The following is a 15,374-nucleotide window of genomic DNA, read 5'->3' as shown; positions in this document are numbered from 1 at the left end:
ATACCAAGAAACCCAGAATTGATAGCAACCGCATTTCACCCTCAATCTAGCAGCACAACGAACCCTTAATTAGAGCCGATATTGACGATAAACGTCACTCGCTGCCCGATGCAAAAGCGAATGCCGATAGACCAAAGCATCCAGGTCATCGGCATAGCCGCCGCCAATCACACAAGCGATCGGATAGCCTAACGAAACACAGGTTGTTAAAACTTGCATCTCGCGACGAAATAATCCAGTATCAGTGAGAGAGAGTTTGCCTAGACGATCGCACATATGCGGGTCAACACCTGCGTCATAAAACACCAGATCCGGCTTGATTTGAGTGAGCAAATCTGGCAGGTAGGTGGCTAGGGTTTGCAGATATTCATCGTCTTCCATGCCTTGAGCCAGCGGCACATCGAGATCGCTCTGCTGCTTGCTGCCTGGAAAGTTGCTCTCACAATGCATTGAAAACGTGAACACATTAGCATCTTCACGAAAAATAAACGCAGTGCCGTCGCCCTGATGGACATCTAAATCCACGATCAAGATTTTCTCGACTCGCTTTGTGGTTTGCAGGTGACGGGCCGCGATCGCCAAATCATTAAAAATACAAAACCCCGATCCATAGCTAGGAAACGCATGATGAGTGCCGCCTGCTGTGTTGCATGCCAACCCTTGCTGAAGTGCTAACTCGGCAGTGAGCATCGTGCCGCCAACCGCGATACAAGTGCGGTTCACCAAAGCCCGACTCCAGGGCAACCCAATGCGCCGTTGAGCTTTTGGATCAAGCGTGCCGTCACAATATGCCTGCACATACTCGGCCACATGGACTAACTCGATCTGCTCTTGAGGAGGACGCACCGGAGAATAAAACTGGGATGCCGCCGCCACGCCGTCTGCTAATAGCATCTCGTAAAGTTTCTTAAATTTTGCTATTGGGAAACGATGATCCCTGGGCAATGGCGCAACGTAGTCAGGGTGATAGATCAGCGGTAAATCCATTCAATCGTTAACTTCAAAATGTCTTTAGTTTTGTAACTAAATGGTGTCAAATATTGCCGTTTGTAAGAATTGTTCAGAAGTAGATCTCTCATCCTTTAGACTGATCTGCACATGTAAATTCTGATAAAACACTCATGGCGCATCCGGTTTGGCACGAGCATTTACAACTCCTTTCTTACTTTGCGAGCGTGTTAGGTCTTTATATTCTAGTTAATAGTAAACAAGACGAGAGCGATGATCCCGATAACACAAACCATGTGCTGTTTTCGATGACGTTTGCTTATTGGATTGTGCACTGCATGGCGATCGCTGCCCAAAAATCGATCTCACCTGATTGGGAGATTGCCGCATTGAGCCTGAAGTTTACGGCGGTCTTTTCCTTTTTGTTGACTTTTTCTTGTGCGCTCAGTTTACCGCTTCACCGAATTTCAGTTCGGGCTAAACAAACGGAGTAATTCTAAGCAGGGCGATCGCTATTTTTTGATCACCTGAGCGATCGCCGCTTCTAACAAATCTTGTGCCAGCGTCGTCAAGATAAACACCTCTTGCACGGTTTTGCCTTGACGAGCAATCAGCTTATAGCCGCCCCGAATCGGCACCGAGACTTTCAACTTAAAATGGGGAGAATGCGATCGCACAGAAGCGATTACACCAGGCGTAATGGTGCTGATTTCGTCGTGTTTGACCAACTTCTCTAGTCGGGAAATTAAGCCAGGAATGTGAGTGGAGTGATTAAGCACTACCCTGCCGCTAGAATTTCCCATACTTGTAGTTTAGCCTTAGCCTTCCTCCTTAATTTTATCGTTCAAGCAGTCTCTAAGGGGGCTAACGTCAGTCCCTCCATGCCAAGCTGCATATGATAAAGCTCTGCTTGCTCTAATTGACCGACCCACACCGTTGCCTGCCCGTCAAAATGCACTTGGTTTGTGAGTTTCCAAGCCCGATCGCCCGTCATATTAGGAATATATTTGATCAAGCATTCTGACACATGCTCAAAGGTGTTGAAATCATCATTTAACACGATCACTTTATAGTTGGGGCTGGTCTTCCGCACCGTTTGACTCGTCTTTTCGGGTGCAGCCACTGACCCAACCACTCCGGCCTTAACCGCTTCTAAAAGGGTTTTAGTCATAAAACAGTTTCCAAAAGCTTGACAAATCTCTGCACTAAATTTTAGGTCAATTTCCACTCAGCAAACAGCGGAGATTAACGAATGCTAACAGACGAAAAGAAACCTGGATCACGCTGAAGATCCAGGTTTTTACAGAGGTTTCAGAAACCCTTCTATTGGCAAAACACCAAGTTGCTGCCCGCAGTGTTTTGAAAGCCGTTAGAAACCCAACCCGCCGCTGGTCTAGCGATTTGCACCCAAATGCGACCATCTGAGGCAGTCCTTGCCGTTGCAGGGTTTGTCGTCACAAAAACCTGGCTGTTAAAGTCTGCGCCACCGACGATCGCCGAGGTAGTGTTTGGCCCTTGCCGAATAATTAAACCTTGAGGCTGGACTACGCGGCGGCACAGTCCTTTGTCATTAGGAGGCGGACCCGAACAGGCTCTGAGGTTGACCGCTTGAACAAAGCCTTTGCTGGGTGTACTCACCAAGATGAATCCATCAGTTACCGCGTTTTCTGCCAGCGTGACTCTTTGAGCCGTAGCTAGGAGCGAAACTGTGGAACTCGTGGACGATCGTTGACTAAAAATCGGGGTAGACACTTTTGCTTCGCGGCACTGCCCGTTGAGTGGCGGGGCGGCGGCTGGGGTTTGAGCAAACGCTGGGGTTGTTGCTCCGGTCATGGCAATCAGGGCAAGTCCGGCGATCGCAGGGTTGAATCGTTTCATTTGAATATTGATCATTGATTAAGCTCCTCACTCCCATCAAAAAAGGGTTTTCGCGTTTTGTTTCTGCATGAAATTATGCCACGCAAACACCCGAATCCCAAAGATGTAGCATTTCAAATTTTGTGTAGAGTCGATTAAGTTTGAAGAAACGGGTGATTTGGGTAGCGTGTTGGATTGGGTCGCTCGATCGAGGCTTAAACTGCAAGCTGTCAGTCTAACCACCCAATTTTGATGTTTATGCTGAAAGGGGTGCGATCAACTTGCGTTTTCGGGGAGTTAGACAGCGAAGATATCAGCCTAATCTTCTGAATCACTAGATGAACCACACAGGAAAAGTCAGGCTAATTAAATGGTAGCCAGAGGAAGAAGATGCCACTTAGCAACTAAGCGCTTGACAAATTCGTTGCTCGGGATTTCTCCAAGTTTACGACCCACGGACTTCGCTCAATTGCGCCAAAATTTGATCAGTGTCAGTGCTGCCTCGTGAATTGTATACTAAACCCCATCTTTGGTAGCCCAATCACAGACGAGCCAAAACCGCTCCTATTCACTGTCATTCGCCGAGCAGAACATGCCCTTCGCGAGTATGAACTAGCGCATGAGCAGTTGGAAGAATTTATCACAGGGGAAAGAAGCGTCTCCACCTACTTCCTAGCTATGTCGTACCTTGAAACTGCTTTGTCATGTAGCTACCAATCGTTTGATTTTTTCAGAAAGGCAACGGCTACGGAACTCTTTAAGAAAGGAGATGGAAGTATTTTTGAGCGCTTAAATCGTATATATTCCGTGATTAAGCACCTCGAAACGTCCTCGCTTCAACCTGGTCAGTTACATTTGCTCTGGTTCACCAACGATGGTTTGTCTACTAGCGTCGCGTCCTTAAACTTCACTGAGATTATGGAGATTATCGAAGATACGTGTCAACTTGCACAAAAACTCAGCATGCTGCGGTATGCCTTGGAAGAAGAGGCTGACAAATCGAATGCAGCGGACGGTTAAAAGCTGCTGTTGAGGTAGCAGGAGTTACTGCCACCGCTGATTTGAGCCGTTAGGCTGAAAAACCTTGGTAATGTGCATTCACTAAGCTCTCAATCAGCAATTAACCTTCGCGAATTAGTTATTTCTCGAGTCCATGACTTTTGCCAATCACCCAATGGCGACGAAAGAAGCGTGCCAGTGATGTTTCTTCTAAAGATAGGTGAATCGGTCGCCCGTGAGGACAGGTGCGCGGATTGCGAGTTTGCTGCCACTGATCCAATAGGGTTTGCATCTCAGTCAGGCTCAAAGGCGTTCCGTTGCGAATGGCGCTGCGGCAAGCGGTGGCAACCTGGGCAGATTGCAAATCACCTCCCAGGCTCAGTTCTATCAAAGCTTCGGCGCAATCGTCTCGATCGACCAGCATTGCAGGCACAGTCCGAATGGCCCAAAGTTGTTCACCAAAAGGTTCTACGTCTAGCCCTAAGCGTTCTAGCTGTTCAAGTTGAGCCGTTGATAAGTGATTGAGAATGATTGCAGGCTCTAATGGCGCTAACTGCCAGCGATCGCACACTTGCTCATAAAGCACTCGCTCATGGGCGATATGTTGCTCAACTAACCACATTCCTGCCGGGTGTTCTGCCAAGATATAGCGATTGTGAACTTGGGCGATCGCCCGCACTAAAGACAAAGAAGCGGGTGTACTTGCTTCGGGCTGAACTGGCTGAATTTCTCGATTGACGGTGTAGCCGCCTTCTGACTCAGCCGTTTTAAGCAGATTGCCGACTCGCTCTGAGTAGAGGTTTTCAGACAGCGACTCAGGCTTGAGGCGTAAGGTTTGCTCAATGGCTTGGGTAACGTGCAATTGCCAGTGACTCAGGTGATGCAAATAAATCTCAGCTTTTGCGGGGTGACGGTTCCAGTCAATGTGCGCGGGCGGCACCTGAAGATGCACGACGCAGACCGGATGGCGTTCTCTCGGCAGAGTCTTCCGAAACGCTCCCAAAATGGTTTGTTCTAACTCTGGGATGTCTACAAATCGACCATTGATCGCCACTCGCACCCAGTCTGGGCGGTGTCGATGACAGCGATCGGGCAGTCCCAAAAGCACATAAACCGACGATGAGGAATCCGTTTCTTCAGGAGTAGGGACTTCTAACGTAGTTTCTTGCAAATCTCCGATCTGCACCCCTCTTAGAATCTGGGGCAAGATTTTTCGAGCAGTTTCGCCAGCCCAAACGTTAAACCATTCTCGATCGTTTTGCTGCACTTGCCAGGTCACGTGAGGATGACTGAGCGCAATCTGCTGAATCATGGACTGAACGGATCGAATCTGCTGCGCGATCGCGGGCAAACCCTGGCGACGGGCTGACCAATTGCCAAACAGGTGATCAACCGTGACGATCGTACCGGGTGCGATCGCCGCTGTCTCGACCTGAATTGACTCTCCTTCAGCGTTATAAAGCAGTCGCCAGCCTTGAGTTGCGGTAGCGGAGCGGCTGAGAATCTCTAATTGCGATAGCTGTGACAGACTGTGGAGCGCCTCGCCCCGAAAACCGAGACTGCGAATATTCCAAAGATCTTGGCGATCGTGAATTTTGCTCGTGGTGTGGGGTAAGGCGGCTTGCTTCAGCGTGTCTAAATCCATGCCTGCGCCGTTGTCGGCCACGCGCACTCGCCACTGGTCAGCCCAGAGAGAAACAGTAATGCGAGTTGCCCCAGCGTCGATCGAATTTTCCACCAATTCTCGCACCACGGCTGCCAGAGAGTCGATCACTTCTCCAGCCGCAATTAGATGCACGACTTCGGTGGGCAATGGCTGAATGTTAAACCCCATTTCTCTAGTGTATCGAAGGGATTAAAGCAATTGAGCTTTTTGAATCGCGATCGCGCTTTAACAAAACGCTAAAATTCATGTCGATTGTTCTAATCAACAGAAAATTTGCTACAAAAGTAGACGAGAGTTAATACTGAGAAAGTTTTTCTAGCAAGGACAAAGTTAGCAAGCTCTAGGCAAATCTACTGAAACGGACTTCGCACGGTTAGCCCGGACTTCAGTGCAGGGCAGGTGAATGCGATGAACGACGACTTTTCAAACATCCTCATAAGACCAAACTCTGATCGTCGATAAACCACTTTTCAGAGATTCGTGATCTATCTTAAACCCCGGAGCTATCTATAGTGTCTATCTCAATCAACTCCCGACTACAGGAAAATTTTCAACAATACGATGGCATCTTTTTTCCTAAAGATTATGAGCTTTTGAGCGCTGCTGAACAAAAGCAGTTGTGGGACAAAATTGGGTCGATCTATTATCAAACTCAGAAAGCCGAAGAACTCAGTCAGGATGTTTTAAAGACGATCGACTATCAGCAAATCACCGGAAAAATTGGCGGTCTCTGGAATCGATTTCCTCACGATCGTCATTTTGAAACGATTCTTGAAATCGGCTGTGGTTATGGCAGAACGTCAATCAATCTTTCAAAAGAAAAGAATCTTTCCTGCGCTCAATATTATGGAATTGATATTTCAGAGCCTCTGCTCCGCCGACTGCTTTATTTCAAACAGGCTTATAATTTTTATCCATCTGCAACGTTCAATTTAATTTGCAACTCAGCAGAGACTTTGCCGTTAGCAGATAATTCGGCAGACTTGATTATTTCTAATGCAGTATTGATGCATATTGAGCAAGAAAAAGTTGAAGCATTACTGTTAGAGGTTGCTCGTGTTCTTAAGCCGGGTGGAGCATTTGTGTTTAATAATTCTTTCCACAATCGCAATTGCCCCGGTCATATTTTGCGAAATCTCTCTAGAAAAGTCTTTCCTTTTAGGGCAAACTCGATCTACTTAAATCAGCAGACTTTAGAAGAAGTAGAGTCTCTGCTCGAAAATGCAGGCATTGCAAAGAAGTGCTCAAAGCTTGTTGTTGAGCCAAATTCGCATTACGTGCTTTTGCCCGAAGAACTGGGTGGGTTTAAAGTGCCGCTGGCGAATGGAATTAATCGCAGTCTGAAACCATCAACGGCTCAAAAAGCCGCGCTTGCCTATAGCTTTAATGCTTATAGTGCAGGAGTTTTAGATGCTTAGAGGCTAGAGACATTCGTTCAGGATGCCTCTATAGAGTCGGCTGCTTTGAATCAATTGGGATCTCAATCCAAAATTCTGTGCCGTGTCCGGGCTGAGAGTTGCACTTAAACACGCCGCCATGTTTCTCGACGACGATTTCGTGGCTGATCGAGAGTCCCATGCCCGTGCCCCTGCCGATCGGCTTGGTAGTGAAGAACGTTTCAAACATTTTATCTTGCACGTCTTTAGGAATTCCGGGCCCGTTATCGCTAATGCAAATCACGACCCGATCGTTTCCTAGCCGCTCAGTCCGAATCGAGATCGTGGGTGTTTGAGTATTCAGGTGTTCTTCTAATGCATCGATCGCATTACTGATCACATTCATAAACACTTGATTGAGTTGCCCCGCATAGCACTCTACGATCGGGAGATCGCCATAGTTTTTGACTAACTCAATGCCAAACAGGTCTGACTTTGATTTGAGGCGATGTTGCAAAATCAATAAGGTGCTGTCGAGTCCTTCATGAAGGTTGCTCGGCTTCATCTCCGATTGATCGAGGCGAGAGAAATTTCTCAGCGACAGCACGATTTGACGAATCCGATCGGCTCCTACTTTCATCGAAGCGAGGGTTTTCGGCAAGTCTTGGGTGAGAAAGTCAATATCAATCTCTTCTGCCTGTTCAACTACTTTAGCGATCGGGTTGGGGTAACAAGCTTGATAGGTTTTCACCAAGGTGAGCAGGTCGTAGGCATATTCACTCACATGGTTGAGGTTGCCATAGATAAAGTTGACCGGATTGTTGATTTCGTGAGCAACACCCGCGACTAGCTCACCCAAACTCGACATCTTCTCGGTTTGAATTAACTGGCTCTGAGTCTTACGCAAATCGTAAAACGCCTGAGAGAGTTGCTCGGTTGCCTGTTGCAGTTGGGCTGTGCGCTCAATCACTTGGGCTTCTAGACTGGCATTGAGAATGTGTAACTGCTGATGCATTTCGTGTTGCTGAATGGCAGTTGCAAACTGTTTGCCCAATGCGTGAGCTAACTCAATGTCTTCAGACAGCCACCTGTGAGCCTGTTGAGGCATTGCTTCATTACGAAAAATGCTCAGATATCCCAGCAGGTGGTGGCGATACCAGAGCGGCATCATTAAAATGCCTCGCACCGACGTAGCGCTAAAGGCAGATTGCACGTCTTGAAAATCGGACTCTTGATAAAAATCGTCGATCGCCCAAATTTGAGCCTCTCCCGATTTAAGGTGCTTTTGCCAAACGCTGCATTGCTCAATCAAATGATAAGGAGGCTGGTCTGAAAAGTGAGGCTGAATGCCACAGGTGTAAAGCCGAATATAGTTACTCGGTACATTAGAGTTTTTCAGAACGGACGGGTTCTGCAAGTCTACGGGTTCGGCTTGAATCCACAGTCTGCCGCCTGATCCTTGCAGCGTGGCAACGGTTTCTTCTAAAGCACCTTGAAGCTCGATCGTAGACAGAGAATGCAGCAAACTAGAAATGCGATGAATGGCCGCTTCTCGATTTGCCAGTTCACGAACTTGATGCTTGAGAACAGATTGCCTGATCGCGATCGACACCTGATCGACAACGGACTGCACCGTTTGCAGCTCATGCTCTGAAATTTGATGCGGCTCACAGTGGTGACAGACCCACAAGCCCCAAAGCTGATCTTGATTTAGGATCGGTAAAACTAGTGACGACTGCACGCCCATCTCGCACAACTGACTGAGATGATCGGGTTCTGCGGGGCAATATTGAATCGGCTCAAACCCAGTCTCGTCATTCAGTAAGCGGCTTTGCCCACTTTGCCCAGAGGCGACATTGACGATCGACCTGACCTGCGACTCCACCATCAATTCTCGCGCTTCGGTCGAAATTTCTTCGTCTGGAAAGTTTGCGCCTAGCAAAGACGGTAAGAGATCGTCCCGAATCGATTCGGCGATTACCTGACCACTGTTGTCCGCATGAAATTGATAAACCGCCACACGATCGCTGCTCAAAAATTCACCGACTTCGATCACTGTTGCTTTAAGAATGTCTTCTAGCTCTAGCGATCGACGGATGCGATGGGTCAGGCGGCGTAATAATTTCTCTGGTTCGGGACTAGTCGCATTCTCTTGGGTCGTCTCAAGGCTCATTGCAGGTTTTTCTGAATCGCTACTAGAAAGTATGCTCAGAGTCACCTCTAAAATTCACATTTGCGGCGACGGGGTTTTGAGCCGAATCCAATCGCCCTCAACTTCAGCGATCGCGCCTCCGGGAAATGGATCAGTGCGCGATCGATTGGGCGCATTGATCAGAGCTGTCATCTTCTCGATCTGCTCAAAGTTGGGACTAACCGTCAGCGCTTGTTGAAGAAATTGACGAATGACGCGACGTTGCAATGCGAGGTGAATCGATCGGAGCTTCGATCTATTTAATGCCAGACGATCGACACTCGTTGCGCTTTCTCTCAGTTCAGATGCGATTTTTTCGAGATACTCAACTTCTGCGGTTAGAAGCTCGGCGGTTTGTGCCAGGTTCTGCTCGGCTTGCGGATTGAAGTGAGTTTGCAAGTAGGGAAGCAGTTCTTGACGAATCCGATTGCGGGCGTAGGTTAAATCTTGGTTAGTCGTGTCTTCCCAAATCTGAAGATCCGACGCTTGACAAAACTGGGCAGTTTCAGCGCGAGTGATCTCTAAAAGAGGACGAACCAGATTGAGCGTTGGGAGGAGCGATCGCTTCCAGACAAGTGCTTGAAGTCCGTCGGCTCCGCTGCCTCGAATCAGATTGTAGAGCAGCGTTTCAGCCCGATCGCTCGCCGTATGACCCGTGACGATCGTTTTGTAGTCATCTAATTCGGCAATCTTTTGGAAACAGTCATAGCGCCACTGTCGCGCATCAGCTTCGCTTGCAGGAATTTGATTGGCAATTTCTAGATAAAACGAGACTTGCCAAGCGTTAGCCAGTTTTGCTACAAACTCTGCATTTTGCTGAGAGTCAGACCGCCAACGATGATCACAGTGGACGATCGCGATCTGCCAGTTCCACTTCGGCTGCAAGTCCAGCAACAGTTTGACCAAACAGAGAGAATCTTGCCCTCCAGACACCGCCACTAACAGACGCTCACCCTTCTCTAATAAGTTTCGTTCTTTGAGAGTGCGGTGAAGTCGATCGTGGAGCGGTGTCCAATTGCGACTCATGGGCGGCTTAATATTTGCCTTCGTCTAAATCTTCGTAGAGATTGTCAACGGGCTTGGTACGAAGTCTTCCGGGTGCTGACGATCGCTCTGGCAATCTGCCAATTTCCTTGTCAGGAATAAACTCTAAGCGAATTCTGACTTTGCCACGCTGCCAGCCGCCCGTGCCAAAGCGCAGTGCTTCACACGCCAGCCCATCACTAAACCAGTCTTCACTTTCTTCTGACCAGTTATCTTCTTGCTCATGGATCGTTTCAGCCAGAGCATCGAGAAACTCACTGACTTTAAAGGTCGGGTTTGACATCAGCACTCGACCGCGATCGGCAAACAGCACTTCGTCATCTCTTAAAGGGGTATAACCGTTATCCATGTTGGGTTCTATCGTGAAAGTCTGAGATTAAATTAGAGGAACCAGCCGTAGCTGTGCAGTCCTTTACCCAGGAGGTTAACGCCAAGATAACAGACCCAAACCACTACAAACCCGACCGCCGCGAGAATTGCTGGACGGCGGCCCTGCCAACCTTTGGTAATTCGAGAATGCAGGTAAGCGGCAAACACGAGCCAGGTAATCATCGCCCACGTTTCTTTAGGGTCCCAACTCCAGTAAGAACCCCAAGCTTCATTGGCCCAAACTGCACCCGCGATAATGCCGATCGTCAGCAGCGGAAACCCTAAACCGATGACTCGATAGCTAATGTTATCTAACGTGTCAGCCAAGCTCAGACGTTGAGGAGATAGCGTTGCCTCGATCGTAACAGGCTCAAGCACTGCTGTGCCACCACTCTGCATAGCAACGTTCGTCAACTGATCGCCTGATCCACTCGCCCGATTGAGACGATAAGCTTTATCGCGATAAGCACCCGTGCCGACAGAGCTACCTTTAAGTTCGACGTTTTGACCGCGAGTCACGACTAGAAACGCGATCGCTAACAAAGCGCCCACCATCAACGTGGCATAACTCAACATCATGACGCTGACGTGCATCATTAACCAATTAGACTTGAGCGCTGGAACCAGCGGCGCAGACGCTTGCATTCCATCCGGCAAGGTTAGCGCTGCAAACGCCGTAATCGCCATCGCAACGGGAGCAGTGGCAACGCCCACTAGTCGGCTACCGCTCATCGTTTCAGCTAGGAGGTGAATCGTCGTGATGCCCCAAACTAGAAAAAATAGCGACTCGTAGAGATTGCTGAGAGGAAAGTAACCCGCCTCTAACCAACGCGCTCCTAAAAGCGTGGCAATGCAAAGATTGGCGATCGTCATGCCTGCCGTGCCTAACGCAGGCAAGTAGGGAATCTGAGGAAATGCTGCGCCTGTCCAATAAATCAGCATCGTGGCAAATAGGACGGCAAACGAAAAATTATCTAATACGCCTTGAAGCGCGACCAAATCCATGCAGGGTTTCTCCTCTCGTCTGAGCTACGTCTCTAGTCGTGGCAGTGTAATATCTGCTATTAGATCCATTGTAGAGGGAGATGAGTGACGAATTGACGGGGTAACTTCCAGCAGCCACAAAACCCTTTCTCATCAGCGAAACGGCTTAACCTCTTTAGGTTTTCTTTTGATTTAGGTTCGCCCAGAGCCAGACAACTTTTTTGACACACGTCAGAATAGGGAAACATCATCAGATCAAAAGAGGTGCTCGTGGCTTTATATGCTGAATTACATCGTCATCTGGGGGGGTCGGTAGTTCCCAGAGTGCTGTGGCGATATTTACATCGGAGTGAGTCAGATTTATCCGCTCGATTTCCTGACTACTCTGAATTTGAAGACTTTTACACTCGACCTCGTGACACGCTAGACGAGTATTTAGAACTCCATACCCTAGTTGAGAGCGTGCAGACGGCTGAGACGCTGCCTTATTTCATCTATCGCTTGATGCGCGGGGCTTACATTTTTGAGAATCTAGCTTATCTAGAATTACGCTACACGCCCTTTTTGAGAACCGATGCTCAACTAAGCCAGTCTCAGCGAATTGATCAAATGGCTGAAATTGTCCAAATTGTAGGCGAAGCGAGTCGGGTCAAAGAATACCCGATCGTCAGCAGCCAAATTCTCTGTATGCATTCTCGCTTGCCCTATGAGGTGAATCGAGCGATCGTGGCGTTAGCGGCTCAGTCAGACTATGTTTGCGCGATCGATGTCGCAGGCGGTGATGCTCACTATGCAGAGCGGCTCGATGAATTTGTCGAGTTGTATGTTTATGCGCGATCGCTCAACCTCAAAACCACGGGACACGTTTACGAAACGACTGAAGGCTGCTATCCAGAACTGTTGCCCTACCTGATGCGAATTGGGCACGGCATCCAGATTCCATTACTTCAGCCCCATTTACTAAAAGAGGTGGCTCGACGAGGACAGTGTTTAGAAGTGTGTCCGACGACTTATTTGAAAACGGGAACGATGAAAGACATTCGGCAATTAAAGCAGGTGTTCGATCGCTGCTTTGACGCGGGTGTCGATATCGCCATCTGCACTGACAATGCTGGGTTGCATAATGTCCGTCTGCCCTTTGAGTATGAAAGTCTGCTCACACACGACATCATCGGCTTTGAGGAGCTACAAGCTTGTCAAGATGCTGCGTTTCGCCACGCCTTTGCCTGGAATTATGCCCAGCGTCCTGCCTCAATGTTGACGAGTTTGCTCAAAACAGAGGTCGGAGCAATTTAGTCAAAAAAATGAGTTCTGAATCGTGAGACGGGCAACCCACCTCTAGATCCAGAACTCAGTCTTCAAAATCCGGTAATTAAACTCCCCGTTTTAGGGAAACCTCAACCTGTTTAAACTCTTGCTCTAAGCGAGTCTTTAGCTTTTCAGGCACTGGACGGTTAGGGTAAGAACTGTAGTGCCCTGCAAGTGAGTTGAGCGCTGTCCGCATCGTGGTGAATGAATTTAGCTTGAGAATCGCCGGATCACGCTGATAGCGAGAGGCAAAGTCATTAATGTTTTTGCGGGCTTCTGCTCGGACTGCAACCTTATCAGGAGAGTCGGCGGGAAGTTCCAGAGCTGATCGCAGACTACCGATGACTCCTAGCGTATCTTCACGGTAGTTTCCGGTGAGTCCAGTCGTGGAGTCAGAAGAGCAACCTGTAAGCCCGATCGCGACCACTAACACCAGAGCCAGTATGCGAGACAAAAAGCGCTTCATAAGCAGTTGGCGGTGATGAAAATTTATAGTTTTATCATCCTATCGTGATTGGGGACGAGGGGATCATCCTCCCAGAAGCTGAGTTGCCCTTACGCCGATATTATTTAATCCACGGTTCTAAGTCGTTGCAAACTCAGGCTTGCTTATCAAATCGGCGACGATTTGCTGCATTTCAGAGATCGCTCCACTCTGATCATTTTTTGCCTCGTTGACTTGCGCGATCGTCCCCTGCATTGCTTCAAGCTGATGGCGCAAACCATCCACCGTGTCTTGAATAGGTTGCAGCACTTCTTGATAAAGGCTGACTTTACCTGTGAGTTGGGCAGTGGTAACTCTTTGAGATTTCAGCGTTTCTTCGAGTTGTTTCAGCTCGTTGCGTTTGGCTTCTTGCTCACTTGATCGATCGCGTACCATCTCTTGAGTTTCTTGGATGCGGTTGCGAATTTGCTCAAGCTCACTCTCAATCTTTTGCAACTCTTCTGCTTGTTGCTGTCGGAGTGAGTCGATCTGCGTCAACACTTGGTTCAAATTGGTGCCGCCACCTTCTGCGCCTGGGTCGCTTCTCCCCTCTCGCCGTGCCAACACAGAACGATGCTGACGCAAAACGCCTTCTTTTTCTTTCAGACTGCGGCGCTGACCTACCAAAGTCTGATTGAGAAATTGATATGCGTCTTGCTCGTCGGCGAGTTCAGATTCTAAGGCGTTCCGATCGGACTCTCCAGACTGCTGAATTTTGGCTTTCAGTTCCTCAAGCTCTTTCTGCTTAGACTCCAACTCTTCTTCTTGCCCGTTGACAAACCTAGAAGACATCTCAAAGTCACGCTCAAACTCTTGAATCGCTCTCTGGAGATCATCTAAGGGCAACTTCTCCAACGCTTCGACATTGACAGAACTGACGCTTGCCTCTATTCCTTCCGCAAGTCGTTCAAGCTGTTGGCGCAGGTCGTCATGATGCTGAATTTGCAGCCCCAACATCTGAGCGTAGTCTTGTTTCGCCTGAAGAACGGTTTGCTGAAGCTTAACTTCGGCTCTTGCTTGCTCTAGAGCTTCTTGTGCCTGGTGCCACTCTTGCCAGCGCCGATCGAGATCTTGAGATTGACGATCGATCTCTTCTTGAGTCTGCTGTGAGGTCTGCCGCTGCTGGTCTAAATTTTGCCAATGCTGGCTAAGAATCGCCTGATGCTGATTGGCTAATTCAGATGCTTGATTCACTTGCTCCTGCATCGATTCGGGCGAGAAGTGTGAGCTAGACAGCCGACTCAAGAGCGCTTGAATGGTTTGGGCTTGCTGATCATCCAAAACAGAGGCTTGTTGCAGTTCAGACTGCCGCTCGTCTACTTGACGTTTCTGCCCTTGGAGCTGATCCCAAGCGCCTTCTAGCTCTTGACGATTTCGCTCTAGCTCTGCCTGTTGACGCAAAACTTCATCGCGAGTTGTCTCGACCTGCTGACGCTGCTGCTCTAATTGCTCAAAGTCTTCCTCTAATTGCTGGAGTTGCTCTCGTCGAGTCTCCATCTCCATTTCGCGCCGATTTAACTCTTGACTCTGGTAAGTGAGAGACTGCTTCCACTGCTCGATCTCGTCTTCCTGATTTTTAAACTTTTCCTGGAGGCGAGAGAAGTTTTGCAGAATGCTGACCAACGGTCGTCCAGCTTCCTGAATGCGCTGCACCTGCCGATTTGCCGTCAGGTCAACCAGCAATAAAGTCCCAGGGCTAAACCGACCCGCCTCGTCTGACTGAATAGCTTCGTCGCTGGCTGCGCTCCAACTTTGCTCAGATCGTTGACAGGCAAGCAATTTGAGTTCAGACTTACCGCCGCCGATAATTCCGCCCTTCTTTTGTATGACTTCCGCTAGATACAGCACACTGATAGTCCTCTTCTGTGTCTATGCCCAATCCTAAGACTTAATTCGCCCGAATGGTCTGAGCTTCTCTTCATAAGTCAGCCAAACTGATTAAGTTTCAGCAGTCGTCAAATCTAGTATGAAGGCTTTTTAATTGCATTGGTCTAACTGGGGACTTATTAGGAAAAGTTTCATTTCTAAAATTTGAAGTCACTCGCTTCTCAAACCATACTACACAGCATTCTGCGATCGCGCAGGGCAATTCATTGCTCATAATCTAGCATTGCCGTTACTGATTGGTGTAAAGAAATTTCAGATCAA

At 48.5% G+C, this 15,374-nt stretch carries 15 protein-coding genes; 4 read left to right on the top strand and 11 right to left on the bottom strand.

Annotated features, from left to right (window positions below):
- Window positions 1–69: 69 nt before the first annotated feature.
- Complete coding sequence (locus C7B65_RS09670; RefSeq protein ID WP_073071103.1) at window positions 70–987, bottom strand: histone deacetylase family protein; 918 nt, start codon at window positions 985–987, stop codon at window positions 70–72.
- Window positions 988–1,121: 134 nt separating this feature from the next.
- On the opposite strand from C7B65_RS09670, the gene C7B65_RS09665 reads away from it, so the two are divergent.
- On the top strand, window positions 1,122–1,442 hold the full coding sequence (locus C7B65_RS09665) for a hypothetical protein (protein WP_073071101.1): 321 nt from the start codon (window positions 1,122–1,124) through the stop codon (window positions 1,440–1,442).
- An 18-nt stretch (window positions 1,443–1,460) separates the two neighbouring features.
- On the opposite strand, the gene C7B65_RS09660 is transcribed toward C7B65_RS09665, so the two are convergent.
- From C7B65_RS09660 to C7B65_RS09650, 3 genes are all read right to left on the bottom strand, one after another.
- A complete protein-coding gene (locus C7B65_RS09660; RefSeq protein ID WP_073071099.1) occupies window positions 1,461–1,751 on the bottom strand; it encodes a DUF2103 domain-containing protein in 291 nt (96 codons plus the stop codon).
- A gap of 41 nt (window positions 1,752–1,792) precedes the next feature.
- Window positions 1,793–2,119, bottom strand: coding sequence for an ATP-dependent Clp protease adapter ClpS (clpS, locus tag C7B65_RS09655; RefSeq protein ID WP_073071229.1), 327 nt, complete (start codon window positions 2,117–2,119; stop codon window positions 1,793–1,795).
- 152 nt (window positions 2,120–2,271) lie between these two features.
- On the bottom strand, window positions 2,272–2,841 hold the full coding sequence (locus tag C7B65_RS09650; RefSeq protein ID WP_083582856.1) for an SH3 domain-containing protein: 570 nt from the start codon (window positions 2,839–2,841) through the stop codon (window positions 2,272–2,274).
- A gap of 642 nt (window positions 2,842–3,483) precedes the next feature.
- Here C7B65_RS09650 and C7B65_RS27775 point away from each other — a divergent pair.
- Entirely contained in the window at window positions 3,484–3,825 is a 342-nt protein-coding gene (locus C7B65_RS27775; RefSeq protein ID WP_181314376.1) for a hypothetical protein, read from the top strand.
- 118 nt (window positions 3,826–3,943) lie between these two features.
- Here the strand turns inward: C7B65_RS27775 and mutL are convergent, their stop codons facing one another.
- Complete coding sequence (gene mutL, locus C7B65_RS09640) at window positions 3,944–5,638, bottom strand: DNA mismatch repair endonuclease MutL (protein ID WP_073071096.1); 1,695 nt, start codon at window positions 5,636–5,638, stop codon at window positions 3,944–3,946.
- A gap of 344 nt (window positions 5,639–5,982) precedes the next feature.
- Here mutL and C7B65_RS09635 point away from each other — a divergent pair, with 344 nt between their 5' ends.
- Window positions 5,983–6,888 carry a class I SAM-dependent methyltransferase gene (locus C7B65_RS09635; protein WP_073071094.1) on the top strand — a complete coding sequence of 302 codons (906 nt, stop codon included), beginning with the start codon at window positions 5,983–5,985 and terminating at the stop codon, window positions 6,886–6,888.
- 28 nt (window positions 6,889–6,916) lie between these two features.
- On the opposite strand, the gene C7B65_RS09630 is transcribed toward C7B65_RS09635, so the two are convergent.
- Genes C7B65_RS09630 through ccsB form a run of 4 tightly spaced genes read right to left on the bottom strand, consistent with a single transcriptional unit; the run spans window position 6,917 to window position 11,455 of the window.
- Window positions 6,917–9,019: a GAF domain-containing sensor histidine kinase gene (locus C7B65_RS09630; RefSeq protein ID WP_073071093.1), complete on the bottom strand. Its 2,103-nt coding sequence runs from the start codon at window positions 9,017–9,019 to the stop codon at window positions 6,917–6,919.
- A 54-nt stretch (window positions 9,020–9,073) separates the two neighbouring features.
- A complete protein-coding gene (gene tilS / locus C7B65_RS09625; protein WP_073071091.1) occupies window positions 9,074–10,063 on the bottom strand; it encodes a tRNA lysidine(34) synthetase TilS in 990 nt (329 codons plus the stop codon).
- 7 nt (window positions 10,064–10,070) lie between these two features.
- The gene (locus C7B65_RS09620; protein ID WP_073071090.1) at window positions 10,071–10,430 is read right to left on the bottom strand and encodes a KGK domain-containing protein; all 360 of its coding nucleotides are present in this window, start codon (window positions 10,428–10,430) and stop codon (window positions 10,071–10,073) included.
- Between the two features lie 32 nt (window positions 10,431–10,462).
- Complete coding sequence (gene ccsB, locus C7B65_RS09615) at window positions 10,463–11,455, bottom strand: c-type cytochrome biogenesis protein CcsB (RefSeq protein WP_073071088.1); 993 nt, start codon at window positions 11,453–11,455, stop codon at window positions 10,463–10,465.
- Between the two features lie 249 nt (window positions 11,456–11,704).
- On the opposite strand from ccsB, the gene C7B65_RS09610 reads away from it, so the two are divergent.
- A complete protein-coding gene (locus C7B65_RS09610; RefSeq protein ID WP_073071225.1) occupies window positions 11,705–12,730 on the top strand; it encodes an adenosine deaminase in 1,026 nt (341 codons plus the stop codon).
- Between the two features lie 76 nt (window positions 12,731–12,806).
- Here the strand turns inward: C7B65_RS09610 and psb27 are convergent, their stop codons facing one another.
- Together psb27 and hmpF are read right to left on the bottom strand one after the other, a co-directional pair.
- Window positions 12,807–13,208, bottom strand: coding sequence for a photosystem II protein Psb27 (gene psb27 / locus C7B65_RS09605; protein ID WP_073071086.1), 402 nt, complete (start codon window positions 13,206–13,208; stop codon window positions 12,807–12,809).
- Window positions 13,209–13,325: 117 nt separating this feature from the next.
- Window positions 13,326–15,074, bottom strand: coding sequence for a pilus motility taxis protein HmpF (gene hmpF, locus C7B65_RS09600; protein WP_073071084.1), 1,749 nt, complete (start codon window positions 15,072–15,074; stop codon window positions 13,326–13,328).
- Window positions 15,075–15,374: the final 300 nt, after the last annotated feature.

This window comes from Phormidesmis priestleyi ULC007, assembly GCF_003003695.1.
GTDB lineage: Bacteria > Cyanobacteriota > Cyanobacteriia > Leptolyngbyales > Leptolyngbyaceae > Phormidesmis_A > Phormidesmis_A priestleyi_A.
The sequence above is the reverse complement of the archived record's forward strand: the minus strand, read 5'-3'. Positions and strand labels throughout refer to the sequence as shown.

Coding starts and splice junctions, on each gene's coding strand:
- C7B65_RS09620 (WP_073071090.1), bottom strand. CDS start 10,430: ATGGATAACGGTTATACCCCTTTAAGAGATGACGAAGTGCTGTTTGCC.
- C7B65_RS09670 (WP_073071103.1), bottom strand. CDS start 987: ATGGATTTACCGCTGATCTATCACCCTGACTACGTTGCGCCATTGCCC.
- C7B65_RS09650 (WP_083582856.1), bottom strand. CDS start 2,841: ATGATCAATATTCAAATGAAACGATTCAACCCTGCGATCGCCGGACTT.
- clpS (WP_073071229.1), bottom strand. CDS start 2,119: ATGACTAAAACCCTTTTAGAAGCGGTTAAGGCCGGAGTGGTTGGGTCA.
- tilS (WP_073071091.1), bottom strand. CDS start 10,063: ATGAGTCGCAATTGGACACCGCTCCACGATCGACTTCACCGCACTCTC.
- C7B65_RS09630 (WP_073071093.1), bottom strand. CDS start 9,019: ATGAGCCTTGAGACGACCCAAGAGAATGCGACTAGTCCCGAACCAGAG.
- C7B65_RS27775 (WP_181314376.1), top strand. CDS start 3,484: ATGTCGTACCTTGAAACTGCTTTGTCATGTAGCTACCAATCGTTTGAT.
- psb27 (WP_073071086.1), bottom strand. CDS start 13,208: ATGAAGCGCTTTTTGTCTCGCATACTGGCTCTGGTGTTAGTGGTCGCG.
- mutL (WP_073071096.1), bottom strand. CDS start 5,638: ATGGGGTTTAACATTCAGCCATTGCCCACCGAAGTCGTGCATCTAATT.
- ccsB (WP_073071088.1), bottom strand. CDS start 11,455: ATGGATTTGGTCGCGCTTCAAGGCGTATTAGATAATTTTTCGTTTGCC.
- C7B65_RS09660 (WP_073071099.1), bottom strand. CDS start 1,751: ATGGGAAATTCTAGCGGCAGGGTAGTGCTTAATCACTCCACTCACATT.
- C7B65_RS09665 (WP_073071101.1), top strand. CDS start 1,122: ATGGCGCATCCGGTTTGGCACGAGCATTTACAACTCCTTTCTTACTTT.